Genomic DNA, 24,009 nt, shown 5'->3' on the forward strand with positions numbered 1-24,009 from the left:
TAATTATAATAAATAAAGAAAGTATCTAGTTTATGAATATAAGTAAAATTGACCTTAATTTATTGGTTTATCTCGACACGTTATTACGCGAGTGTAATGTCACCCGTGCAGCAAATCAGTTAAGCATCACACAACCTGCTATGAGTAATGGTTTAAAGCGTCTTCGCACTTTGCTCAATGACCCCATTTTAGTGCGCACATCTGATGGTATGGTACCTACTGAGCGTGCCCGTGAACTCCAGCCCGTGATCCGAGGCATTTTGCTGACACTAGAAGAAACGCTGCAACCAAACAGAGATTTTGAGCCAAGTTTAAGTAAACGTTGTTTTCGCATTATGGCGAGTGATTATGCGGCCAGCACCTTAGCCCCTAAATTACTTTCTAAATTACAATTACATGCCCCAGATACCACACTGGACATTATGACCCCAAGCGACGTGACTTTTCATGATGTCGAAAACGGTAAAGTCGATATGGCGATTAACCGCTTTGAAAACCTCCCACAATCGTTTCACCAAAAACGGATTTGGAAAGACAGTTTTTCGTGCTTAGTGAATGCCAACAACCCGATCATTGCCAATTTTAGCCTCGATAGTTACCTCAAAGCACGCCATATTTGGGTCAGCAAAACTGGTTTTGGAGTCGGTGTTGGGATGGATCCGGCAGATGTACAAAAACTCGGTTGGGTAGATGAAGCATTGGCGCACTTTGGTAAACACCGTAATATCGCATCATTCACGCGAAATTATCATGTAGCGATTCATTTGGCCAAAGAGAAAAATTTAATCGCGACATTACCAACCAAAGCGGCCAATATTTATAAAAATGACCCTGAGCTGACGATTGTCGACCCGCCATTTCCCATTCCACCGTTTGAGCTAGACATGATCTGGAGCCCACTATTACACCGTGATGCCAGTCATATTTGGCTTAGACAACAAATTGCTGAAGTTGCACAAGAATTACAGTAACAGCCAAATAATATAAAAAAGCCCTATTTAATCTTCAAAACAGGGCTTTAAAACTACGTTATACCAATCATGATAAGTAAGTGATCAAAAATAGCGTAGGAAAAACGTTTGAGAACAAGGCAGATTTTTTCGATAAGTAGTTATTCTACAATCAAAAAATCTAACGAAGTTATCGAGTGTTTTAACAAGCTAGGGTGATCAGTTATTTATTACGATTGGTATTACTCAGGTTAGTCTGCATTATGCAGCGTTAACATACGGCCCTTTCGCCCACTGAGCATATCTTTGGCTCGTACATTTACACTACCTTGAACACGAATACCTTCTTGGTATAACAACCAAGGACCATTATTGTGTTGATACTCAATTGCAAAACCGCCAATTTCAGTAAACGCATGTAATTGACCTTTTAAATCAATATGTGCAGCCACCGTTGGAATACGATAAAACACGCCCGCATGGGTTAATTTGGGCAGCTCTTTGTAAGCGAGTAAGTGTTGAAAGCGTTGCCAATCGCGCTCTCGCTTGCTTTTCATCTCTGGTTTAAAATGAGCACTGCCTGAATCGTATTGTTTACCTTGGTGATCATAAGCTAATTCCCACGGTGCATGGTGCCACGCACGTTCAGCTAACGCGAGCAACCTCGGAAACAGCATGTATTGTGCTTGTTGGTCGCTCCTGATCATTTCGCTCCATAAATGCCCTTGCACGCCATAAAATTGTAAACCTTCTTTTAGGCTTGACTGAGTATCATCAGCAGCATAATCCTGCCCAAGCACACTTGGCCAAATTTCAGCATGCGCTGGTAAATTATCGGGCATAAACTCGAATACTTTACGTGTATCAATCGCTCGTGCGGCCCAATGATTTCCGGGTTCTTTTGGATGAGCCTGATAAGGAAAATCAAAATAAGTGGCCTCAGGTGCTGAAATGACCACTTGCCAACCAAGATTTGCATGTTGATGGGCCACCTTATGGCCATTATCGCTTAACATTGCCCATGCATTGGCTTGTACTTTTTTTGGCATTTTAGATACGTTAGTGCTGTTTAAACCATCACTCCACGCCGCCACTTCGATGCCTTTTTGCGCTAGGTACGCACTGATCTTTTCAATAAAATAACCATTAAAATCGCGAATTTCTGGCTCAGCTTGTTTTAATGAGTGACAGGCTGGCGATTGTAACCATGCGCCAGCGGTTTCATCAGCACCAATATGGTAAACATTAAGGGGGACACCCACTTGCTGATGCATAGTATTCGTTTCATCTAATACTTTTTGCACAAATGCAAAACTCGAGTCTTGGCATACATTAATTGTATTATCGTCATAATGTTGAATAGATGAATACACGGTTGCATCTAATGGGTCAATTAAACGATATTGCTTGGCTAACTGCGGCTGATTAAGCGCATTGTAATGCTTAAATCGCTGCTCCATTGCCACAATGGCCGCACGTGAGTGTCCTGGCATATCAAATGACGGGATCACCTCGATAAAATGAGCTTTTGCCGCTAACAAAATCTCTTGATAATCCTTAATGGTGTAAAACCCATTCACCTTCGCATCACGTAAAGCGCCCGCTCCCAACTGCGGTAACAAACAATGCTGTTCAGTCAAGTCAAAACAACGTGCCGAGCTAATATCGGTCAGTTCTGGTAAGCCTGCAATTTCTAAGCGCCAACCTTCATCATCAGCAAGGTGCAGGTGCAATTTATTAAGTTTATAAGCCGCCATTTGCTCAATAGTTTGTAAAATAAATGCTTTAGAGCGAAAGTTACGCGCCACATCAATATGCAAACCACGAAACGGGTATCGTGGCGTATCACGAATTGTCAAAGCAGGCACAACGGCACTTTCAAGCGACACCAACCCTGCTAAGGTTTGCAATGCATAAAAGGCACCCGTAGCCGTGTTACTTTTAATGGTAATGCCACTTTGAGTAATGCGTAACTCGTATCCTTCTTCATCCATTGCGTCATCTTTGATGATATCCACCTTTAAACCAGTAGATCTAAATACAATGCCAAAGCCTGTCAAACGTGCCTTTGCAGCGCTTAATTGATCTATAAAATCGGCTTTATCTGAAATACGTAAGCCCTGTTTTAAATCAATCAGTACGTGCTCATCATCAACAATTAAATGCTGAACTTGCGGGATCACGCCTAGCGTGGTGCTTTTTAGCGGTTTGCTTTGAGTCTTAAATAAATACGCTGTATCCATTAAAGGTGTTTTATCGTACTGACTCACTTGGAGATTATTTAACCCTTCAAAATCAATTAAATAAGGTTGCACTTCTAAGCCTGTTTGGGGATCAAGCTCAATAGCGGTTGAACTGATATTTCTTGCCATAAGCCCTTTTGCGGTTGCAATGTAGTTGGGCATATACTCTGATTCTGTAATTTGAGATTCTTGGGTATAAAATGCAATCTCATACACCTTATTTTTAGCAAATCCATCAAATACTAAGTTCGGTTCTAAGCGGTGCAAATCACCATTCACATGAGAAATTAAAAATGAATCACTGTGCAGTGAATAAATAGGCATTAATTGACTAAAATAAATCTGCCAATCTGCCCCTGGTAAATCATAAGGAAGCGAAAGACTCAGCCTTGAATAATAACATTGTGTTTGCTCATTAGGGCATTTGATTGGTTTGCTATCAATTAATTGATAGGTCACTTGTAATTTTGCTGCAAACTCATCTAATTGCTGTTGTTCAAAGCAATAAGCCTGATGCGATAAACCGAGGAATAACGCTAATATTGTCCATTTTTTCATCGTGATACTTCTGCACTTTGCCATTGTAAATCAAATAAATACGCAGCACCTTTTAATGCTGCATCCGAGACATTACTCGAGACTATCTTTAAGTTGTTGAAGAGTGTTGGATGACTGATTTTGCAAAGCGTGGCTTGAAGCGAATCAACAAAAAAAGGAAACGATGCAGCAACCGAGCCTCCAAGCACCACGACATTAGGGTTAAACGCTAAAATCACCAATGAGATGGCATGCGCCATATGCTGACCAAATTCATCGAATAAATCTAAGGCTAAGCTATCGCCTTTTAACGCCGCTTCGTAAACCGCTTTACCATTAAGCCCTCGGTGTTTAAAAAAAGCCCCTGAACAATAATGCTCTACAATCGAATCCTTATAAGGAAAGCTACCAAACTCTCCTGCCGCTGCGTAACAGCCAGTATAAAGGCGCCCTTCAAGCATCAAACCGGCACCAAGCCCAGTGCCTAAACAAACACCAATTAAATTCGTGTCTTTACAATAATCACCAAAAACATATTCACCTGCCGCAAAACAATTGGCATCATTGTGGACTACCACTGGACAGCCGAAGCGCTCAGTAAGGAGTTGCGCTAATGGCACATCTTGCCAGTCAATAATATTAGTTGTTTCAATCACTCGGCCTTCGCTCATTTCAACTAGGCTTGGTACGCCAATGGCAATGCCTTTACAGTTAGGCGTAAAGAGCGCTGCAATAGCCTCAAACAAAAAATCATTAAATGCGTGTTTTTCAAAATGTGCGGGCACATTGAATTGTCTTTTTTGATGTACTTTCCCTGCCTGCACATACCCTAAAGACAACTTTGTGCCGCCTAAATCGACACTTAATACGGCATCTTGCATGACATACCTTTTCATTGTTTGATATTGACTAAGACTTAGCCACTTTTGATGAGAACACTGCATTATAAAAGCTCACTTTATGGTTACGCACCAATGGCTTAGCCCACACACCAACACTAAAAATATACCCAAGCGGCAAAAGCAACAGCAGCATTGCCAACTGTAAACTTCCAACAACGCTAGCTATTAATCCAATTAAAGGCGAGACAATGGCACCACCCACAATGCCGGTGCATAAAATACCTGAAATAGCGCCATGGCTATGTGACATTGAATTGAGTCCTAAAGAAAACAATATTGACCACATCACCGACAAACTAAAGCCACAGCCGGCAAAAGCCCACATTGACCATGCAGCATCAGTGGTACAAATGGCCGTAAGCAAACACATCAGTGCACCCGCACTAAATAACATCAGTACATGTTGGGCATCACTTACTTTGAGCAGTAATAACCCAAGCAAGCACCCAATTGTCAGCAATAACCAAAACTGGCTCACCACTTCGCTGGCCAGCGTATCTGAGACCTGATGATACTGTGTTAAAAACACGCCAATTGAATTGGCAATCCCTTGCTCTAACGCCACATAGGCAACAATGGCAAAAAAGAATCGTAAAACAGTCGAGTCTTTAAACAAGATCATGCTTTGCTTTAAACCTGCCACGGTTTCGTTACTTTGGCGCTCTACGGTGCTTATTTTGATATTGAATACAACCACCAACATCACAATACACAACAGCGCAAACAGCCAATACATACTCAACCACGCCATATTAGTGGGTACCAGCGCACTCAACTGCTGCCCAAGCGCACTTTGCTCAGCAATATTAGAGACAAAATACTGATAAACCCAAGGCGACAGCGCCCCAGCAGTACCAAAAAGTAACTGCGCCGCCACCGAATACATAGCAAAATGCTCCTTACCACCACTACTGCGCAATAACGGATTAATCGCGACTTGCAACATAGCCATTGCTGTGCCAATTAAAAATAAAGCCACCATTGCAGATAAAAAAAATGGAACCAAAGCAAACAACAACGAGCCACACGCCGCTAAAGTAAACGCCAGTACCATGACAAATTTCTCACCTTTGCGCTGCACCAATAAACCCGCAGGGATAGACATCACGCCATAAGCAACAAAAAAAGCAAACGGGAAAAAACCGGCAAGCATTAAGCCAATTGAAAAGCTCTCAATCAAAGCGGGAAAAATAGGCCCAAGCACATTGGTGATAAACGAGATAACAAAAAAGGTGGCCAACACTAAGCCAACAACAATTAAATTTAGTTTCATTTGATATCCTCAATCAAAAAATAGGGTGATGGATCAAGTCTGTTTGTGGGCAGACAAACGAATCACTTCAGGGGAACCTGTAACCATCACCCCACGGTATAGTGCCTTGTATCTAAAGGGTATTGATGCACTTTTCACCGTAGTTTTGATACTTTTCAATCCATACTGACACTTTGCCACTGAGCAAGCATTACGTTTAGAAACACAAGTTGAATAAAAAATAAATTCAAACGGTGATAATGACACATACGCTGTCGTGCTTAGCTATGACGTTATAGCGACCTCATTTTCTACAAGTGCTTTGTTTTACTCAAAGATGCCACTAAAGTGGAATAACGCAGATATAAACTTTAGGTATGATAACGTGTTAACCGTTACAAAAAACAAGGCTGTTGTCATGAAACCAATGTGCGAAAAAGTCATCCCTTGTCCGAATTCTTCTTGGCGTTATTGCGAATATCAACTCAATGCCATTCCATTTAATTGGCATTATCATCCTGAATATGAGATTTGTTTAACGCTTAACGCGACTGGCGTATGCCATATCGGTGATTACCTCGCCCCATTTTCTGATTTAGACTTGGTTATTCTAGGTCCAGAGTTACCTCACACTTGGCAATCAAATCCTAATCCAGATGGCAGTTGTCAAATTGTGCATGTTGCACAAATTCCCGCACAATGGTTGCACCAACTGGTAAACGGACATCCTGAATTTTCACAGTTATTGACATTCTTAAGCAGCGCAAAACAAGGCATTAAGTTCTCAAAAGACACCGCTGTCACCGCTAAGGGGTTGCTTGAAAAAATCAAGCTGAGTGATCCACTCTCACGCTACTTATTATTATTTGAACTGCTGCAAGCTATGTCACACGATGCCGATGCCCACGTGTTGTCCACGTCAATCTTTATTTCAGGACAACAACGGGATCCGGGAAAGAACAAATTCGATAAAGTCATTGATTTTATTTACGACAATTATACTAAAAACCTTTGCGCTGATGAGCTGGCTAATTTAGCACACATGAGTACCAATCATTTTCATCGCTTTTTTAAAAAAAGAACTGAACGCACCTTAACAGAGTTTATTAATCAATTACGCATCGCCAAAGCCTGTAAGTTATTGATTAACAGTTCATCGCCAATTACAGTGATTAGCGATCAATGTGGTTTTCGTAATATCTCAAATTTTAATCGCCGATTTTTACAAATAAAAGGCTGCACCCCCAGCCGCTTTCGCCAACAAATCCATAAAAAATCGTTAATTGTTTAATTCATACCGTAGAGAGATGACCAATTTTAGACTAGGGTTAAAAAGCAACTCGCTGTTACTTTAAACCAAGGCCACGTAATGCCATTGAGTAAAATAACCTGTTTTTGTTTTTTATTGCTATTGAGCATACAAGCTAATGGGGCTTTAACTGTGCTCACCGAATTATCTCCCCCCTTTCAAACAATTGAAAATGATGTAATTAAAGGGAGCACTACAGAAATAGTCCGAGCAATCTTCAAGCAAGCCCAATTGGATCCTCAGTTTAAATTATACCCTTGGGCCAGAACCTATAAATTAGCTGAAAACAACCCCAACACTTTTATTTACAGTATCGGCCGCTCGCCAGAACGAGAAGATAAATTTATTTGGCTTATACCCGTCGTTAAATTCAAATTGGGTTTTGTTAAATTAAGTTCACGCACCGATATTGAAATAAAACACCTTGATGATGCTAAAAAGTGGATCATTGCAGCTCAACGCCAAGACATGGCAACACAGTATTTAGAGCGACATGGCTTTGATAAATCAAATCATTTGATTTTGACTACTGATATCCAGAGTTCTTGGCAACTCTTGTTAAGCGGTAAAGTTGATTTAGTGATTGATGTAAAACATGCCGTTCCTATGACCTCTAAATCAATTAATCTTCCACCTAATTACCTTACCTATGAATATGCGATTGCAGATCTCGAGATAGAAGGTTACTTAGCCGCCAATAAAAACTTAAATCCCGATATTATCAATAAAATAAAAACGGCGGCTGCCATTGTCAGCCAGACGGCACTTTATCAAAAAGCATACAATCAATAACGGATTAATGAGGGATTGTGGCAATGTTTCTCTCTGACCCCAGAGCGATACTTATCCATCAGGGCAAAGAGCACTGCCACTGTTTTAATGGTGATTTCGCCATTACTTTGCCAAGGCATAAAGTGCAGTTGAAACGCTTTAACTGCATTAAACGTCTGCCGATCATATTGTCCTGTAATATCAATGCCATAACCATATTTTTGTAAATTACATTGCACCTGTGCAACAGAGGGTAGGCCCTGCGTCAATAACTGTTGCCAATGAGCCTGTGCTGTTTTTACGTCATACCATGCCCCAATCCCATGTTGATATAAGGTGTACCATGGAAAATGCGGCCCGGGATCTTGTTTATTGCCTAATTGAATATCCGAATGCCCCACTACTGAGGTGGGGTCAATATCTGGGTTACGTGCCAAAATGTCTTTACTTAACTCGATCAATAATTGGATTTGCTGTTGATCAAAATGAGGGTATTGGCAAAAAGTTTGGTTATCAAAAAAAGCGGCTGTTGGCGTTACTTCTGTTAAAACTTGTGGCTGATATTGGCACGCTGCACGGTTAATTAATTCAATACCAATCGACTGATCATTAATGTTATTTCGCCCTTGCCAATGGCTAACACCCGCATGCCATGCACGATGTTGCTCATCAACTAAACGATAAACCGCTAGATCTGATTTTGGGTAACTGCTGTCACCTTTCTCAGGAATAAGATAATGTGAACTCACTTCACCTTTCGTTAATGCATGTAACGAGTCATGCCAATCGCCTGTGGTGTAATGCATCACTAAAAAACGAATACGGCTATTATAATTTTGTGACTTAAACTCGGTCGAAACCGTTTGGCTGCAACCCATTAATGCAGTCATTAGTAGCACTAACATGGCACTTTTAAACATAAAGATTCCTTTTTTGGTTGACTAAAAACGCCATAGTTCTGGCTAATAAAGCTAGCACTTCAACGCCTAAGCCCCTAAAATCTAACCGTAAAGATTTCATAACCGGAAACGAATTCGTGGATAAGCATTATTACATTGGCATTATGTCTGGAACAAGTCTTGATGGTATCGACGTGGCATTAGTTGCGATGCAAGAACATCAGATCACGTTAATTTCAGCCTTAGAAGTGCCTTTTGACACACAACTTCGTCTGGATATTTTAACCTTATGCCGCACTCAAGCAATTGATTTAGCTTCTTTTGGTCAATTAGGCGTGCGATTGAGCCTTGCTTATGCTGATGCGGTAAACCAATTATTAATTCAAGCTGCTGTTTCACCCAATCAAATTTGTGCGATTGGTTGCCACGGTCAAACCGTTTTTCACCAACCCAGTGGCCCTTATCCTTTTTCAATGCAGCTCATCAACGCCAGTGTGTTAGCCGCCCAAACTAGCATTACAACAATCAGTGACTTTAGAAGCATGGATTTAGCACTCGGTGGACAAGGTGCGCCATTAGTTCCACCTTTTCACGAACAACTTTTTGCATATTTAAAACAAGCGCACCCAGCCTTGGTATTGCTCAATATTGGCGGAATAGCCAATGTATCAGTTTTATCTGACCAACCACTCGTCGGTTTTGATACCGGCCCAGGTAATGTATTAATGGATGTATGGTTGCAGCAACATCACCCTGAGTTACTTTTTGACCAAGGCGGAGCACTTGCTGCCAGTGGCCGTGTCAATAACGCGTTGCTTACCCAAATGTTAAATGACCCTTATTTTACAAAGCCAGCGCCGAAAAGCACTGGCCGCGAGTTATTTAATTTAGCATGGTTAAACAGGCATTTAAGCCATTTTACTGAGTTATCCTTTGTCGATGTGCTCGCAACTTTAAGCCAACTCACCGCCGAGTCGATTGCCAAAAGCCTTGCTCATTTACCCAACGGCTTACTGTTGGTATGCGGTGGAGGTGCAAAAAACACACTGTTACTGAGTCATCTCCAAAATCACTTACCACAATGGCACATCAAATTAACGAGCCATGTTGGGATTGATGCGGACTTTATGGAAGCGATGGCATTCGCATGGCTTGCCAAACAATGTCTTGAACGACAAAGTGGTAACGATCCGAAAGTCACAGGCGCATCAAGGCACGAAATTTTAGGGCAAATCTGTCAAATTAAGCACCATGATTGGCAATACACCCACGACGAGGAAAAGCGATGAAACTCAATTGTGATTTAGGTGAAAGTTACGGCTCTTGGCAAATGGGATTAGACAGCCAAATGATGCCGCACATTGATATGGCCAATATTGCATGTGGCTTTCATGGTGGTGATCCCTTGGTTATGATGCAAACCCTTGCTTTAGCCAAACAACATAATGTGATTATTGGTGCTCACCCTAGCTATCCAGATTTAGTCGGTTTTGGCCGTCGCAGTATGCAGTGTAGTCAAAGCGAGATTATTAGCATGCTACATTATCAAATTGCGGCGCTAGATGGCATGGCTAAAAACATAGGTTTAACATTAAGTTACGTTAAACCACATGGAGCCTTGTATAACGATATGATGGCCAAACCCGAAGTGCAAGAAGCTATTTTGATTGCAATGAATCAATACCATCGTCCTTTAAACCTGATGATGCTCGCAGGCAATCAAAACCAAACTCTTCAACAGTTAGCGGATAAACATCAAGTAAACCTATTGTTTGAAGCATTTGCTGATAGACGCTATACCATTGAGGGCAAGCTAACCCCTCGCACTCAACAAGGCGCGGTGCTCAGCGAGCATGAGATACTGGTGCAAGTTCAGCAATTACTTCGCAAAGGGACTGTCACAACTGACAATAACACTGAGATCCCCCTGCAAGCAGATACACTGTGTGTACACGGTGATAACGAAGCAGCAATTAGGCTGATTGCACAAATTAAGCAACTTTGCCAACTGAGTGAACTTGGCACACCATGAGTTATCGCATCGAAGTTGCCAGTGAAAACGCGTTGATAATCTATTTAGCAGCGCAACCATCCAAGCAGTGTAGTCAAAAAATTCAAACGCTCGTTGCGCAATTACGCCACCAATTACCAAACCAATTAATCGATTTAATTGCCTCATATACATCGCTATTAGTTATTTATGACCCCTTTTTGACTGACCATTTTGCAGTTAAAAAATTACTTGTTACTTTGTTAAGTCACCCCCAGTTATTCGATGAACAGACAGGCAAACTTATTCGCTTGCCAGTGTGGTATGACGCCCCCTCAACCCCAGATTTAGCACTTATTGCACAGCAGCATCACCTGAGTAAAAAAGAAATTATCGAGTTACATCAAGCCCAACAATATCAGGTATTTGCCATTGGCTTTGCGCCTGGCTTTGCCTTCTTAGGTGAAGTGAACCCACGCATTGCGATGGCGCGCCATGCGACCCCAAGGGCTAAAGTCCCCAAAGGTGCGGTTGCCATCGCTGACAGACAAACCGCTGTTTATCCGAGTCAATCACCAGGTGGTTGGAATTTAATTGGCTTATGCCCGTTAAAATTATTTACGCCAAATCAGCACCCGGTCATGCCTTTTGAAGTCGGTGACCGTGTAGCGTTTTATCAAATTGACGAAGCTGAATATCGTCGTCTCGGTGAACAAGCATGAAACAAGCACTAACGGTAATTAGTACTGGATTATTAAGCCAAATTCAGGATCTAGGTCGTTTTGGCCAAGCGCATTTAGGGATGACGACCTCAGGCTCTGCTGATTCGTTTGCTCACTACGTGGCCAATCGATTACTTAACAATGATAAAAATGCCGCGGTACTTGAAATCTGCTTAGGTGGAGCTGAGTTTGTGGCACACAATTCAGTTACCATTGCGCTTTGTGGTGCCAATTGCCCGCTTTTTATCAATCAGCAGCCGATTGCTAATTGGCAAAGTCATCAATTAAAATCAGGTGATAGGCTGACTATCGGCATGGCAACCCAAGGCATGCGCATTTACCTTGCCATTAGCCAAGGATTTAAAGTTAATCCACAATTTGGTTCTGCGTCCACCACAGTGCGAGAATCCATTGGTGGTCTGAATGGCCAAGCGCTCTACCCTAATCAAATTTTAACTGTGCCAGCACTCTCTACTCGCCCGCTTCAACAATTGGCAGAGTCAGAGCAACCCACTTACCCTAATTCATTAGCGCTCAAGGTGGTGTTAGGATATCAAGTAAAGCAATTCCCAACGCATCAAATTGCGCGTTTTTTGCATCATGACTACCGCATTACCAATCAAAGTGATCGTATGGGCTATCGACTCCGTGGCGCTGCAATTGAAAGCAATCAGAGTCACCTGTATTCAGAAGGTATTTGTTATGGCGCGGTTCAGATCCCGCCCGATGGTCAACCCATCATATTGCTTAATGACAGGCAAACCATTGGTGGCTATCCAAAAATTGGCTCAGTGCTCTCTCTCGATTGCGCTAAATTAGCACAAAGCCGCTCAGGTGATCAGGTGTCATTCAGTGCAATCAGCCAAGAAGATGCCCATAACGCTATCATTTTGCATCGCCAAAAGTGTCGGAGCTTATCGTTTCGATTGTTGTAACGGTTATCAGGGGAAGAGATTTAATCTTACTTTTAGGTAAACTATTGACTGTTCAATTGATTGAACAGTCAATAGATAATCTCAACTTTGGACAAAATATTTAACAAGACATTGAATTAATGAAATATTTTTAGATTATCTATCCCTAGCGAAATCGTTTTAAGAATTACCTAGGTGGATTAACGCGTTACATCAATAGCGGGCTATTGCAAACTAATCCAACGCGATTAGCGTTGAAATAGCTGCTTAAGATAGCGTAGTTAGCCTTCACGGTGGTTAATTAGTCACTTGTTTTGGCTTATTGCGCCACACTCTGCGTTTAGCTGGTTTAGCTGCCCCTTGCTCACCTGCTGATTTTTGCCCTGTTGCCGGTTTTTTAACCCCAGACTGACCATTACTACGACGCGGTTGAGCTGGTTTTGCAGTACCTTCAGCTTGGCTAAACTCTCTTGGTTTTTTCGCTTTTTTCGGTTTTTTTGCTTTAGTGTTTAAATCGGTTTCTTTCACTTGATTGCTTGGCTCAAAACCTGACACGACTTCTCTTGGAATAGTAGCATTTATTAAACGTTCAATATCTGCAAGCTCTTTTGTTTCTTCAACAGTGACAAACGACACCGCATGACCACTGGCACCAGCACGGCCAGTACGCCCAATTCGATGAACATAATCCTCAGCAATATTCGGTAAATCAAAGTTCACCACTTGAGGTAGTTGATCGATATCCAAACCACGAGCAACAATATCAGTCGCCACTAATACACGTACTTGGCCATCTTTAAAACCAGCTAATGCCTTCATGCGTGCGCTTTGGCTTTTATTTCCATGAATGGCTGCCGCATTTATTTTATCGCCTTCAAGCTGCTTCACTAATCGATTGGCACCATGTTTAGTGCGTGTAAAAACCAGCACTTGTTTCCAATCATTTTGTAAAATGAGGTGCGACAGTAACGCTGGCTTTTTAGCTTTATCAACGGGATGTAAACGCTGCTCTACCGTTGCTGCGGTAGTATTGGCTGGCGCAACAGACACTTCAACCGGATCGTTAATTAACCCTTTGGCTAAATTACGAATATCATCCGAAAACGTAGCCGAAAACATTAAGTTTTGACGCTTTGCAGGCAATACTTTAAGAATTTTTTTAATGTCATGAATAAACCCCATGTCAAGCATGCGGTCGGCTTCATCGAGAATAAGTACTTCAAGTTGATCAAATTTAACCGCTCGTTGATTAAATAAATCAATCAGTCGACCTGGCGTTGCAACTAAAATATCCACACCACGACGTAAGCGCATCATTTGTGGGTTTACTTTAACACCACCATAAACCACAAACGAACTGAGTTTTAAATTTTTACCATATAACTCAACACTTTCAGCAACTTGAGCTGCAAGTTCACGAGTTGGAGTTAAAACTAGCGCACGAACTTGATTATTACCCGCGCTTTTACCTTTGGATAAACGCTCTAATAAAGGCAGCGTAAAACCCGCTGTTTTGCCTGTGCCCGTTTGCGCCGCGGCCATCATATCTCGCCCTTCGATGATCGCCGGAATCGCGGCAAGCTGAATAGGGGTTGGCGTATCGTAACCTTGCTCGGCTACTGCGTCTAAGATTGGTGCGGATAAACCCAAGCGGGCAAAACTCATATTAACTCTCTTTGTTACAAAACCTGACCGCCAATTGCGGCGCTGCAGAGTACAGGATTTACCCCATAAGCGCAATAAAAGGCCAGATTTACGTCATTTCAGTGACAAATAACCCCTTTATCACAACTAAGTGGTTTAAATGAGAATACAAGCAGGAAAAAGACTAAAAAAGCCTTGCCTTCATGGCGCTAAAACGTACAATCGCGACCCTAATTACCTAAAGCTTTAGGCGAGAGCACATGAACAGACAAAAAAAACTGAACGAAATTTTTCAAAAACGGTTAAAACGCGCTAAAGCGAAACTTCATACCGGCAACAAACCTGCGTATGTTTCTAAAGCTGAGCGTGAGCGTTTAGCCCTTGCACAAGAGCAAGCAACAGAGCATCAAGCCACTGAGATTAATGAGCCGCAAGCTTAGCTTGCAATTCGAAAAAAAGTGGATGCCGTGGTTTTGGTAGGTTTTCAATTGAAAGGCCGCCAAACCACCTTTTTGCTTCTGCGATTTGACCTTGTACTAAGGCAACATTCGCTAAATACAAATGGGCAAGGTTGACCCCAATCTCATCATGCGCACGCTGTGCAAATTCAATTGACGCCAGAAAATGCTGATGTGCCGATACATAATCGCCACTTTTATCCAATGAACTGCCTAAATTAAACAACGCTTCACCAATTTTATAATCACTTTTTAGCGCATATGCAAAACGAAGTGCTTGCTCACGATAAATCACACTTTTTTGCGTTTCATTACAACGATCGGCAAAATGTCCTAGATTGGTATATAACTCAAATTTAAATTTGGGCGCATCGCGACGTAAAAACTTTTTATCAAGTTGCTGCAGCATTCGTAAACCAAGGGCTGGATCAAAATCGCTGTACAACTGTAAATTGAGTAATTCCACCAGCAATTCGGGATTCGCAAAGTTTTTATTCACTTGATTGAGTAATTGCTCTGCCTGTGAACGAAACAGAATTGACTCTTCGGCTCGATTGAGGTTTTTTAAGCTTTTTGCATGATAAATATACAGCTTAATTTTAAAATATTCAGGCAAATCCTCTTTTAAAATATAGTGATTGGTTTGCTTAAACAACTCTTCGGCTTCAGTTAAAGCAAATAAGCTTTCAAACTCAAGCAACTTGAGTTCATAGTATTGCAAACTATCTACCGTCACTGTTGGCAATATTTCAGCCAGTTGATTTAAGCAATGGCGAGGGTAATTATCACATTCTTGACGTAGCTCAGCTTTACTTATTGCAACCGCATTGACTGCAAATGAACTAAAAAAAACACTCAATAATATAAAATAATAACGCGCGCACTTTAACATGTCTTTATTGCCCTTGAGTCCAATAACGCTGATACAGTTTTGGATATACTTTTTTTAGCTCTTTGTTTTTATCTTTAAAACGTTTGCCTCGAGGTTGCGATAATCCCGACGGTACAAAGGGTAGTTCATCATCACTGCGGCTCTCGTAAATCATACCGGCAATTAAATCGTATTCGTCTAAAAATGGATACGGTAAATCGTCTTTAAGTGGCACCACATCAAAATCAGCTAAATTATCCGCTTGAACTAAACAGGCTTCAAATACGGTTTGGCCCCGAGAGATGAGCCAACAACGAAACTCTGAAAAACCGTATTCTGAATTACATCCAGCAATCACATACGCAGCTCCCCATAACGACCATTCATAACTTAAACGCATTTTTTGACTAAATAATTTATCAAATGTGGCAAGTTGGTCGTTATCTAAGGTAGTGAGTTTGCTTTTAAGTTCATCGGCGATGATTTCTGGATCAGCGAAAAAATCGGTTGCGGTGACTAATTGCCAAAATTGTTGTTCTGTCATAAAAATACATGTTTATCCATTTTTACTGCAGTATACGTTAATTATCTATCTTTTTACGAGTATTTCGTTGAAAACGTGAGTATTGTTTATAAGGAAAAACATCCGCAATAACGCCTTGTTGAATCTCTTTTTGGATTGCTTGCCAATATGCGGGGGTATATAAATCTTGATGATAACGGTCAAAATAATACTTTGCTTGATTGTTTCCTTTAAAAAATATTGGGAATTGCTCAGGAAAAATATCATTACTGTCAATCATAAACCACGGCTCTGCCGTCATTGCTTGTTGTGCCGTTGTCGCTTGTGGTAACGTTCGAAATTGACACTGTGTAATGGGGCAAATTTCATCGTAATCATAAAAAACCACGCGTCCCCAACGAGTTACACCAAAGTTTTTCATAAGCATATCACCTGGAAAAATATTTGCCGCCGCCAATTGTTTAATGGCCAACCCATAATCTTGCATCACCGCTTCTAGCTGATTGAGACTGGCCGTTTTGATGTATAAATTGAGCGGGATCATTTTTCGCTCCACATAGACATGTTTTAAAATAAGCGCTTTACCCGAAATAACAACACTGCTTGGGGTATCTTGCTGCAATTGGGCCAGTAATTGAGGCGAAAAACGGGATAAGTCGAATGCAAGATAACGAAACTCATGAGTATCAACCAACCGCCCTACTCTATCTGCATTCTTTACAAAATCATATTTATCCATCACCTCTTGACGTGTGAGCTGCTTAGGGGGGACAAAACAATCTCGGATCACTTTATAAACATATTCAGAATGATCAGTGGTAAAAACCAGCATTACCATACCTTTAATGCCATCCGCGATTTTATATTGCTCTGAGGCTGGCATTTTACGCGTTGAGTCAACTTTAAACCGGTAAAACTCCGTTTTAGCATGTTTAATAAACCCAATCGCATTAAATAATTCAAACCGTTCTTTATTGGGTAATAATGTGGCGAGGTAATCCACATAAGCCACAGGCTCATCGGTATCAACCATAAAATAAGCCCGAGCAAAACCAAACAACATACTAAGCTGTGATTCGCCAAGCATGATGGCATCGATAAATAGGCCTCCTTGCTCATCATTTAAAATTGGAATGGCAAATGGGATCCGTTGTAATTGGTCATTATTCTTTAACATCACACAACCAATTAAATAAGTGGCTTTATTGCGAAAAAATAATGAGCGCCCATATTCAATTTGCCACTCACGATTTGCAATATTCAGGTTTGGCTGTAGCTGCACATAATTATAAATCGCTTGTTGAACTGCGTTTAAATCCCACGTTAAATCAACAAAAGGTAGACGAAAATAAAACTGACTCAATAATTGTTTAAGCACTGTCTCTAACGATAAAGATGTTTGGGTATGGCAAATAATACTGGCGGTTTTGGGGTTAATTTGGCGATATTGACGTTTTAAAATAAACAGATGCACATCTCTTATTTTATTATGCCCACGAATAGAACCAAAGACCGAATTAAAAAAAGTATGCGCAATGGGTTCGTTACTGTGATTAACCAATAATTGGGCATAATATTTTTTGGCTTGATGCCACATTTTTGTTTCATCAAGATAGTCATCTGCAATGGTGGCCACAGCAGCGGTCGCCACACTGACCTTTGCTTCATATACTTTAAGCCTTAATCGCATTGCATCTTGTACTGCAAGCCACTTTGCTTGTTCAAATCGCGACTGAGCACCCAATGTAATATTGAGAAACTCAGCAAACATCGCCTCAAAACTGGCTAAAATCGAACGGGCTACTTTTGTCGCTATGAGCTGCTCAACAGATTGGATCTCAAGTTGTGCCATAAATTTATCATCACCGCAGAATATAGTGGTTATAGCCACTGGGTTATTTACACACCTTAGCAGCCCAGCTTAAATAGAATTAATTTATAAATAAAATATGCAGCATTGATGATATGAATATTAGAAACGTCGATTTAAATCTCTTAGTTTATTTAAATGTGTTACTCGAAGAACGCAGCGTTTCCAAAGCGGCGAGCAAATTAGCACTTACCCAACCTGCCATGAGCAATGCCCTTAATCGATTACGTGACTTATTTAATGACCCTTTATTAGTTCGAACAGCACAAGGTATGGTGCCCACGCAAAAAGCATCGGGACTCAAAGCGGATATCACTGCATTACTGGCTCTGGCCGAACAAATTACTCAAAAAGATGAGGAATTTGATCCAACCCATCACCAGCAAACCTTTCGTATCGTGACGAATGATTACATTGAAGCCTGTTTGTTAACCCCTTTTTTATTATCAATTATGTCGGATTTTTCAGGGATTAATTTTGATATTTTAACTCCTGGCGATATTAATTTAACTGATATGGAACAAGGTAATATTGATTTAGCTATCAACCGTTTTAGTGTTTTACCTAAATCTTTTCACCAAGCGTCGGTGTGGCGCGATAATTTTTGCTGCGTTAGCCATGTTGATCATCCCTATGCCCATCAACCTGATTTAGCACACTATTTAGCGGCTGAACATATTTGGGTTAATCGACCTGGTTGGCAAACCGAAAATACAGCAACCAATAAATCAGGTAATCAGCATTTAGGCTGGGTGGATGAAGCACTGTGGCAGTTAGAACAAACACGTAACATTCGGGTATATTCGCGTCATTATGCCGTAGTTGATTATTTGCTGCGTGAACCACAACTGCTCGCAACCTTACCTCGTAGGCAAGCAATGCTCTTAAAACACCAAGCTAATATTTCTATCAGCGCAGTGCCATTTCAAATTGTCCCCATCGAAATAAAAATGATTTGGAGCCCACTCCTTCAACACAATCAAGCACATCAGTGGTTACGCCGCCAACTGATCGAATTTGCTAAAACCATTGTCGATCGTTGAGTTATTGATTTTATCAATATCAGTTATTGAAATGTTAAATTTTATAAATACATCAGGAGGGATTAAGGTTAAATCGTAGCCAACGCAATGATGCTGCTAACATTTAACACAACTGAGGTGACCTATGAGTACGTGTAATCGCGGATTTAAACATATAAATAATTTTTATTTTCAACCCGAGTTAATAGCATTAATTGAGCAGAAATTAGCTGGTGGCCATCACCTAAGTTGCGAGACATTTTATATTTTGCTTGACGAAATCAATCAAAAATTTGCACCGAAAATTCGCTTTTTTGCCCGTGAACAACACCAGATAACACAGCCTGAACCGCAATACAGCCATTGGCTGTCGTCGCATCAACGAATTAATATGGAAAACTTAACGCACTTTTGTCCTCAAGCGTTAGATCAGCATGGCTGTGCATTACCTTTACTGATTATGCAGTTAACGTTAGCCTGTTTGAATGCACAACTAAAGCAACAACCTTTGCGATTAACCTTAACGATGGACAAAGAATATGCTGATTTTTGTCAGCACATGGTTGAGCATATCAACAAGGTTTTATACAAAGAATTGCAATTAGGCCAAGTGGTTAATTTAACACCCACTGCAACACATCGTTTGCGCAAAAGCGCATAATAGCTAAATAAGATGGTTAATGATGGATTGCGAAAAGGCTTGAGTTCCCATCAGCGTTGGGTGCGGTAAAAGTGGCTGCATATCTTGGGTCACTTTATTACTGTGTAAGGTTTTATGTAATGCTTGTTCAATATTATCAGCCGCTTGGTGCCAATTCATAAAACGTAACATCATGACTCCGGCCAGTAGGCTCGACACCGGATTCATCATATCTTGACCAACCAAACTTTCAACTGTGCCATGAGTTGGTTCAAATAACGCCAGTGTTTCACTTAAATTAGCTCCTGCCGCCATACCAATCATGCCAACTTGTGCCGTAAGGCTGTCTACGAGTAAATCGCCATTGAGGTTCGTGGTTGCAATAACATCATATTGCTCTGGTGCCAATAAACAGTTTTGCAGCATGACATCGCACAACTCGTCTTTAATTATGAGCTGATGTTCATTTTGTAAGATTTGCCACCAGCGACCATTTTCATGGCGTACGGCAGAAAACTCCTCTATGGCGACTTCAAACGCCCACTTTAGAAAAGCACCATCAGTAAACTTCATCACATCGCCTTTGTGAACAAAAGTGACGCTTGCTTTTTGCTCTTTAAGTGCAAACGCAATGGCTGCCCGCACTAATCGCTTACTGCCCTGCTCTGAAATATGTTTAATGCCAAGCCCACACTGCTCTGTAAAGCGAAAACGATTCACCCCAAGTTGCAATTGTAAAAACTCAAATAAGCAATCAGCTTGTGCCGAGCCAGCTTTAAACTCAATACCAGAATATAAATCTTCGCTATTATCACGAAAAATAACCATGTCGATTTTTTCTGGATGCTTCACTGGGGTATTGAGATTCGGTAGGCATTTAATGGGACGCAAATTAATGAATAAATCCATTTCATGACGAAGCGCTACATTCAATGAGCGAAATCCCGCCCCCATTGCTGTGGTGAGCGGCCCTTTATAAACCAAATGATAGTCACGAATGGCATTGAGGGTTTCTTCAGGAAACCAGTCTCCATCATAGAGTTCAGCCGCTTTTTCACCGTTATAGACCTCAAGCCAATTAATTTTTCGCTGGATGCCATAACTTTTAAACACTGCGGCATCAAGGATTGTTCGCATCAATGGCGTCAATTGCGCCCCAACCCCATCGCCCTCAATAAAAGCAATAATCGGGTCATTAGGGATGAGCCACTGCCCATTTGACTGCACTGTAATTTTAGTGCCTTGGCTTGGTGGCGCAATTTGATGGTACATATAACCTCGTTTAAGCTCTGCGTTTATGCGCTTGAGTGTGCCCATCGTTGAGGTAGTAATCAACATCAATTTCATCGAGTTGATCAGGATGCAAGTATTTATGGGCGTATTGCAAATAAATACCCGATGACAAAAAGAGTTTAAAAATATCTAAATCTACATGCTGATCAAGTGCCATTTTATGCAAAATGTTAATTGCAACACTGAGCGGTTTGGCTTTTTTGTACGGACGGTCAGCGGCAGTTAGCGCTTCAAAAATGTCAGCAAGCACCAATACTCGTTCAGGGATTGATAATTGATCTTTGGTTAATTTTCGCGGGTAACCCGTGCCAATCAATGTTTCATGATGGGTTGATGCATAACGTGGTACTTTGGCAAGTTCGGCCGGAAATGGTAGGCGGTCGAGCATTTTAATCGTACTTATAATGTGCTCATTTATTTTAAAGCGATCTTCTGCTGTCAAGGTCCCTCTTGAAATCACTAAATTATAAATTTCACCTAAATTAGCGCGATGTTCGGTAGGCTGTATTTTAATTCCTAAGCTTTCATCGTAATGAATGGGCTTATCATGAGCAATGATATGACTGGGTTTATCACTGAGTAAGTGTTCTGTCACTGGCAGTGTGAGTGGTGTTTTTGAATAGCGTAATTCTTCTATCGGAGAAAGACCTAACCTATCATCAAAATGACGCTGCCATGTGATTTTTCCGAGTTGATGAATGCGAGCGACATCCTCAGTATTCATGAACTCCCCCCCCACATTGGCATCCGCTATGAAACGAAAATCATCGCGTAACTGCTGTTGCTTCGCTTCTTTTTCAATTGTATGTTGCCCAGCTTGTTCGGGGGTTTTAATCAGCGCCTGTAAATAACTAACTTCAGCATCACGCCATAACACTTCAAAACGCATACGAATTTCATGGATCCGATTATAGATAGTTTCAAGTTTGGTGCCCTTATCAACAATATGCTCAGGTGTAGTAATTTTGCCGCAATCATGTAACCAAGCGGCAATTTTAAACTCTCGAATTTCTTCTTTGGTTTCAAATCTAAATTCTGAAAAAGCGGCACCATTGTTCATTGAGGCAGCTTGAGCGAGCATCATACCCAATTCCGGAACTCGCTCACAATGCCCTGCGGTATAAGGCGATTTATCATCAATAGCTTGAGCGATTAATTCAATAAATGAATCCATTAAATCCCTTTGATTTTGCTCGTGCTTTTTAATTGATAAAACCATATCAGCCATTGAATCAGCTAACTCTTCTATTTCGATAATATTTGTATCAACCTGTTTTACATCGTCATATTGGCGATTTTTTATTTTAATGCTTTCTAGCGCTAAATTTTTAATAGGGTCAACGATTGGACTTGCAAACAGCCAGCATAAAGGCAATAAAATGAGCAGTAAAACGACAGTAACAATAATTGAAATGCGCAGTTTGCCATTAATTTGCGCAAACAAGGCATCTTCTGAAATCAGCAACGCAAAATACTCCCCTTTTGCACTTATTTTGCTGACATAAATATACATATCCGCTTGATTGATTTTAATTGTGTGTAACTGACCAAACAAATAAGGTTTTTTAGTAAATTGTATTAACTCTTGATATGGCACGGTGCCGACAGTTTGAGCTTTCTTAATTTCTTTTTCACTCAGCAACCATTTTTGCTTCAATGCTTCGCGCTGCGCTGGTGTAATGTTTTTTATTGCCAAATTAAAAATTTCGACTAAGTCTGGTTGGCTTTTCGGTAATAAAAAATGCAATTTCGCTACAAGTGGCGGTGTATTTTGTGCAAGTTGTAAATGATATTGAATATCATCAATAAAAAACTGCTTGGCGATATACTGCAACACAAATTGGTTGTCTATGCCTGCATAATATTCACCGGCTGTAATGGCCTTTAATACCGCATGCGTGTTTGGAAGCTCAACAATATTTATTTGCGGGTGGTAAGTACGAAGATCATGAGTAATTGACCAATCGGCAGAAATGGCAAGTGTTTTACCATGCAATTGATTGAGCGAAAAAATTTCGGGTTCGTTTGGCTGAGTCACAATCGCAAATGGCGACTGTAAAAAAGAATCGGTTAATACACCCAAGTTTCGATTAATCTCATTATCATACGCCGCATTAAGAATAGTGAGTTTTTCTTGCTCAAATAGCTCAATCATTTCATGCCAAGTATAACCATTGATGAAGTTAAAATTTAACCCGGTTAATTGGCTGATAATCTTTAATGTCTCAATGCTGTAGCCATCTGGTTTGCCTGAAATAGCAAAATCAATGGGCGCCCAATCTGATTCATTTGATACCGAAATATTTTGATATCGATTCACAATTTCTTGCTGTTGTTCGGTCAAACTTAAACGTTTTGAATCAGGGATAACTTGATTATCAAGCTTGTTGTTATTAGCAGCAATCACTTGACCATCATCTTGAAAAAGATACATTTCAACTTGTTTGGCATCGATATCCTGATCTTGCTTGGCAATGAGGTATTGGGAAATCGATGACAGCGCAATATCTATCGCAATAACACCCGGTTGATTATCAAGCCTAATTGAATAAGTTTGCCCGGGCGCTTGTAAATGCTGAAATAAGTAAGGCTTGGTGGTAAATACATTTTTACTGCCAGCGTTTTTGAACCACATTCTATCGCGCGGATCATACTCAGTTTGCTCCCTGATTGTTGTTCTTTTATTAAAGTGTTGATCGTAATAATGCGTCAGCTTTTGTGTATTTTGAGCCTGATGAATAATCTCGATTGCAACCCAATGATCACTTTGTTCTGCATTCAGCTGACTTCGAACTGATGAACTAGATTGTAAATTAATTAATTCGAAAAAATCACCATTATCTAAACCTAAGTAAATTGCATAAAAGTGGGGATTAAATTGCATCACTTCACTAATATCAACTTTAAGCTGGTTTTCAGTAAATTGAGATTTAACATTCGGATGTTGAGAGAGAATATGGAGCGTATTTTCTGCTGACTTACTAATACTTGCTAATTTTTCTGCCGTACCTTGCGTGGTGATATTAAATAACTTAGTCGCTGAATCAACAGCCATTTGATGACTAAAAAAATACTGCAGTCCTATTGCTGCTGCTGCAGTAAAAGCAACCGCTAAAATAAAAATACTCACAACTGTAGATTTAATAGAAAACAATACTTTATTTCTAACTTTTTTAATTACTTCCATGTGCCCACTACT

General features: G+C 40.7%; 21 protein-coding genes. 10 read left to right on the plus strand and 11 right to left on the minus strand.

What is annotated here, in order from left to right; translation table 11 throughout:
- The first annotated feature begins 32 nt into the window (after positions 1–32).
- The gene (locus AC3KZC_RS09890; RefSeq protein ID WP_490578704.1) at positions 33–971 is read left to right on the plus strand and encodes a LysR family transcriptional regulator; all 939 of its coding nucleotides are present in this window, start codon (positions 33–35) and stop codon (positions 969–971) included.
- Positions 972–1,201: 230 nt separating this feature from the next.
- Here AC3KZC_RS09890 and AC3KZC_RS09895 read toward each other — a convergent pair whose 3' ends face one another.
- Genes AC3KZC_RS09895 through AC3KZC_RS09905 form a run of 3 tightly spaced genes read right to left on the minus strand, consistent with a single transcriptional unit; the run spans position 1,202 to position 5,905 of the window.
- On the minus strand, positions 1,202–3,751 hold the full coding sequence (locus AC3KZC_RS09895) for a family 20 glycosylhydrolase (protein WP_490578703.1): 2,550 nt from the start codon (positions 3,749–3,751) through the stop codon (positions 1,202–1,204).
- Entirely contained in the window at positions 3,748–4,611 is an 864-nt protein-coding gene (locus AC3KZC_RS09900; RefSeq protein ID WP_490578702.1) for an ROK family protein, read from the minus strand. The genes AC3KZC_RS09895 and AC3KZC_RS09900 overlap by 4 nt, the downstream gene beginning before the upstream one ends.
- Positions 4,612–4,639: 28 nt before the next feature.
- The gene (locus tag AC3KZC_RS09905; protein WP_490578701.1) at positions 4,640–5,905 is read right to left on the minus strand and encodes an MFS transporter; all 1,266 of its coding nucleotides are present in this window, start codon (positions 5,903–5,905) and stop codon (positions 4,640–4,642) included.
- Positions 5,906–6,302: 397 nt separating this feature from the next.
- Here AC3KZC_RS09905 and AC3KZC_RS09910 point away from each other — a divergent pair, with 397 nt between their 5' ends.
- A complete protein-coding gene (locus AC3KZC_RS09910; protein ID WP_490578700.1) occupies positions 6,303–7,175 on the plus strand; it encodes an AraC family transcriptional regulator in 873 nt (290 codons plus the stop codon).
- 26 nt (positions 7,176–7,201) lie between these two features.
- Here AC3KZC_RS09910 and AC3KZC_RS09915 read toward each other — a convergent pair whose 3' ends face one another.
- Positions 7,202–7,333, minus strand: a complete 132-nt coding sequence (locus AC3KZC_RS09915) for a hypothetical protein (protein WP_490578699.1) — start codon at positions 7,331–7,333, stop codon at positions 7,202–7,204.
- On the opposite strand from AC3KZC_RS09915, the gene AC3KZC_RS09920 reads away from it, so the two are divergent.
- The gene (locus AC3KZC_RS09920; RefSeq protein WP_490578698.1) at positions 7,326–7,985 is read left to right on the plus strand and encodes a substrate-binding periplasmic protein; all 660 of its coding nucleotides are present in this window, start codon (positions 7,326–7,328) and stop codon (positions 7,983–7,985) included. The two genes, AC3KZC_RS09915 and AC3KZC_RS09920, sit on opposite strands and share 8 nt — an antisense overlap.
- Here AC3KZC_RS09920 and AC3KZC_RS09925 read toward each other — a convergent pair.
- Positions 7,979–8,884, minus strand: a complete 906-nt coding sequence (locus AC3KZC_RS09925) for an N-acetylmuramoyl-L-alanine amidase (protein WP_490578697.1) — start codon at positions 8,882–8,884, stop codon at positions 7,979–7,981. The two genes, AC3KZC_RS09920 and AC3KZC_RS09925, sit on opposite strands and share 7 nt — an antisense overlap.
- Before the next feature lie 116 nt (positions 8,885–9,000).
- On the opposite strand from AC3KZC_RS09925, the gene AC3KZC_RS09930 reads away from it, so the two are divergent.
- Genes AC3KZC_RS09930 through AC3KZC_RS09945 form a run of 4 tightly spaced genes read left to right on the plus strand, consistent with a single transcriptional unit; the run spans position 9,001 to position 12,510 of the window.
- The gene (locus AC3KZC_RS09930) at positions 9,001–10,152 is read left to right on the plus strand and encodes an anhydro-N-acetylmuramic acid kinase (protein WP_490578696.1); all 1,152 of its coding nucleotides are present in this window, start codon (positions 9,001–9,003) and stop codon (positions 10,150–10,152) included.
- Positions 10,149–10,895, plus strand: coding sequence for a 5-oxoprolinase subunit PxpA (locus tag AC3KZC_RS09935; RefSeq protein ID WP_490578695.1), 747 nt, complete (start codon positions 10,149–10,151; stop codon positions 10,893–10,895). Before AC3KZC_RS09930 ends, AC3KZC_RS09935 begins: the two co-directional genes overlap by 4 nt.
- Entirely contained in the window at positions 10,892–11,575 is a 684-nt protein-coding gene (pxpB, locus tag AC3KZC_RS09940; protein ID WP_490578694.1) for a 5-oxoprolinase subunit PxpB, read from the plus strand. Before AC3KZC_RS09935 ends, pxpB begins: the two co-directional genes overlap by 4 nt.
- Complete coding sequence (locus AC3KZC_RS09945) at positions 11,572–12,510, plus strand: 5-oxoprolinase subunit C family protein (RefSeq protein WP_490578693.1); 939 nt, start codon at positions 11,572–11,574, stop codon at positions 12,508–12,510. Before pxpB ends, AC3KZC_RS09945 begins: the two co-directional genes overlap by 4 nt.
- A gap of 276 nt (positions 12,511–12,786) precedes the next feature.
- Here AC3KZC_RS09945 and AC3KZC_RS09950 read toward each other — a convergent pair whose 3' ends face one another.
- Positions 12,787–14,154: a DEAD/DEAH box helicase gene (locus AC3KZC_RS09950; RefSeq protein ID WP_490578692.1), complete on the minus strand. Its 1,368-nt coding sequence runs from the start codon at positions 14,152–14,154 to the stop codon at positions 12,787–12,789.
- Between the two features lie 239 nt (positions 14,155–14,393).
- Between AC3KZC_RS09950 and AC3KZC_RS09955 the strand changes: the two genes are divergently transcribed.
- The gene (locus tag AC3KZC_RS09955) at positions 14,394–14,573 is read left to right on the plus strand and encodes a DUF2986 domain-containing protein (protein ID WP_490578691.1); all 180 of its coding nucleotides are present in this window, start codon (positions 14,394–14,396) and stop codon (positions 14,571–14,573) included.
- On the opposite strand, the gene AC3KZC_RS09960 is transcribed toward AC3KZC_RS09955, so the two are convergent.
- The 3 genes from AC3KZC_RS09960 to aceK are packed head-to-tail and all read right to left on the minus strand — an operon-like array spanning position 14,554 to position 17,837.
- Entirely contained in the window at positions 14,554–15,483 is a 930-nt protein-coding gene (locus AC3KZC_RS09960; protein ID WP_490578690.1) for a tetratricopeptide repeat protein, read from the minus strand. The genes AC3KZC_RS09955 and AC3KZC_RS09960 overlap by 20 nt on opposite strands.
- Before the next feature lie 4 nt (positions 15,484–15,487).
- A complete protein-coding gene (locus AC3KZC_RS09965) occupies positions 15,488–16,006 on the minus strand; it encodes a DUF4240 domain-containing protein (RefSeq protein ID WP_490578689.1) in 519 nt (172 codons plus the stop codon).
- Between the two features lie 37 nt (positions 16,007–16,043).
- Complete coding sequence (aceK, locus tag AC3KZC_RS09970) at positions 16,044–17,837, minus strand: bifunctional isocitrate dehydrogenase kinase/phosphatase (RefSeq protein ID WP_490578688.1); 1,794 nt, start codon at positions 17,835–17,837, stop codon at positions 16,044–16,046.
- A 113-nt stretch (positions 17,838–17,950) separates the two neighbouring features.
- Between aceK and AC3KZC_RS09975 the strand changes: the two genes are divergently transcribed.
- Together AC3KZC_RS09975 and AC3KZC_RS09980 are read left to right on the plus strand one after the other, a co-directional pair.
- Positions 17,951–18,898 carry a LysR family transcriptional regulator gene (locus tag AC3KZC_RS09975; protein WP_490578687.1) on the plus strand — a complete coding sequence of 316 codons (948 nt, stop codon included), beginning with the start codon at positions 17,951–17,953 and terminating at the stop codon, positions 18,896–18,898.
- A gap of 124 nt (positions 18,899–19,022) precedes the next feature.
- Positions 19,023–19,538 (plus strand): hypothetical protein, encoded by a 516-nt coding sequence (locus tag AC3KZC_RS09980; RefSeq protein ID WP_490578686.1) that lies wholly within the window; start codon positions 19,023–19,025, stop codon positions 19,536–19,538.
- A gap of 3 nt (positions 19,539–19,541) precedes the next feature.
- On the opposite strand, the gene icd is transcribed toward AC3KZC_RS09980, so the two are convergent.
- Both icd and AC3KZC_RS09990 read right to left on the minus strand, forming a co-directional pair.
- Complete coding sequence (gene icd / locus AC3KZC_RS09985) at positions 19,542–20,789, minus strand: NADP-dependent isocitrate dehydrogenase (RefSeq protein WP_490578779.1); 1,248 nt, start codon at positions 20,787–20,789, stop codon at positions 19,542–19,544.
- Positions 20,790–20,799: 10 nt separating this feature from the next.
- Positions 20,800–23,997 (minus strand): HD domain-containing phosphohydrolase, encoded by a 3,198-nt coding sequence (locus AC3KZC_RS09990; protein WP_490578685.1) that lies wholly within the window; start codon positions 23,995–23,997, stop codon positions 20,800–20,802.
- Positions 23,998–24,009: the final 12 nt, after the last annotated feature.

Source organism: Pseudoalteromonas sp. J2K-J031 (assembly GCF_058197095.2).

What these genes read in the sequence shown, in the direction of transcription:
- AC3KZC_RS09890 (WP_490578704.1), top strand. Translation starts at nt 33, where the DNA reads ATGAATATAAGTAAAATTGACCTTAATTTATTGGTTTATCTCGACACG.
- AC3KZC_RS09895 (WP_490578703.1), bottom strand. Translation starts at nt 3,751, where the DNA reads ATGAAAAAATGGACAATATTAGCGTTATTCCTCGGTTTATCGCATCAG.
- AC3KZC_RS09900 (WP_490578702.1), bottom strand. Translation starts at nt 4,611, where the DNA reads ATGCAAGATGCCGTATTAAGTGTCGATTTAGGCGGCACAAAGTTGTCT.
- AC3KZC_RS09905 (WP_490578701.1), bottom strand. Translation starts at nt 5,905, where the DNA reads ATGAAACTAAATTTAATTGTTGTTGGCTTAGTGTTGGCCACCTTTTTT.
- AC3KZC_RS09910 (WP_490578700.1), top strand. Translation starts at nt 6,303, where the DNA reads ATGAAACCAATGTGCGAAAAAGTCATCCCTTGTCCGAATTCTTCTTGG.
- AC3KZC_RS09925 (WP_490578697.1), bottom strand. Translation starts at nt 8,884, where the DNA reads ATGTTTAAAAGTGCCATGTTAGTGCTACTAATGACTGCATTAATGGGT.
- AC3KZC_RS09935 (WP_490578695.1), top strand. Translation starts at nt 10,149, where the DNA reads ATGAAACTCAATTGTGATTTAGGTGAAAGTTACGGCTCTTGGCAAATG.
- pxpB (WP_490578694.1), top strand. Translation starts at nt 10,892, where the DNA reads ATGAGTTATCGCATCGAAGTTGCCAGTGAAAACGCGTTGATAATCTAT.
- AC3KZC_RS09945 (WP_490578693.1), top strand. Translation starts at nt 11,572, where the DNA reads ATGAAACAAGCACTAACGGTAATTAGTACTGGATTATTAAGCCAAATT.
- AC3KZC_RS09950 (WP_490578692.1), bottom strand. Translation starts at nt 14,154, where the DNA reads ATGAGTTTTGCCCGCTTGGGTTTATCCGCACCAATCTTAGACGCAGTA.
- AC3KZC_RS09955 (WP_490578691.1), top strand. Translation starts at nt 14,394, where the DNA reads ATGAACAGACAAAAAAAACTGAACGAAATTTTTCAAAAACGGTTAAAA.
- AC3KZC_RS09960 (WP_490578690.1), bottom strand. Translation starts at nt 15,483, where the DNA reads ATGTTAAAGTGCGCGCGTTATTATTTTATATTATTGAGTGTTTTTTTT.
- AC3KZC_RS09965 (WP_490578689.1), bottom strand. Translation starts at nt 16,006, where the DNA reads ATGACAGAACAACAATTTTGGCAATTAGTCACCGCAACCGATTTTTTC.
- aceK (WP_490578688.1), bottom strand. Translation starts at nt 17,837, where the DNA reads ATGGCACAACTTGAGATCCAATCTGTTGAGCAGCTCATAGCGACAAAA.
- AC3KZC_RS09975 (WP_490578687.1), top strand. Translation starts at nt 17,951, where the DNA reads ATGAATATTAGAAACGTCGATTTAAATCTCTTAGTTTATTTAAATGTG.
- AC3KZC_RS09980 (WP_490578686.1), top strand. Translation starts at nt 19,023, where the DNA reads ATGAGTACGTGTAATCGCGGATTTAAACATATAAATAATTTTTATTTT.
- icd (WP_490578779.1), bottom strand. Translation starts at nt 20,789, where the DNA reads ATGTACCATCAAATTGCGCCACCAAGCCAAGGCACTAAAATTACAGTG.
- AC3KZC_RS09990 (WP_490578685.1), bottom strand. Translation starts at nt 23,997, where the DNA reads ATGGAAGTAATTAAAAAAGTTAGAAATAAAGTATTGTTTTCTATTAAA.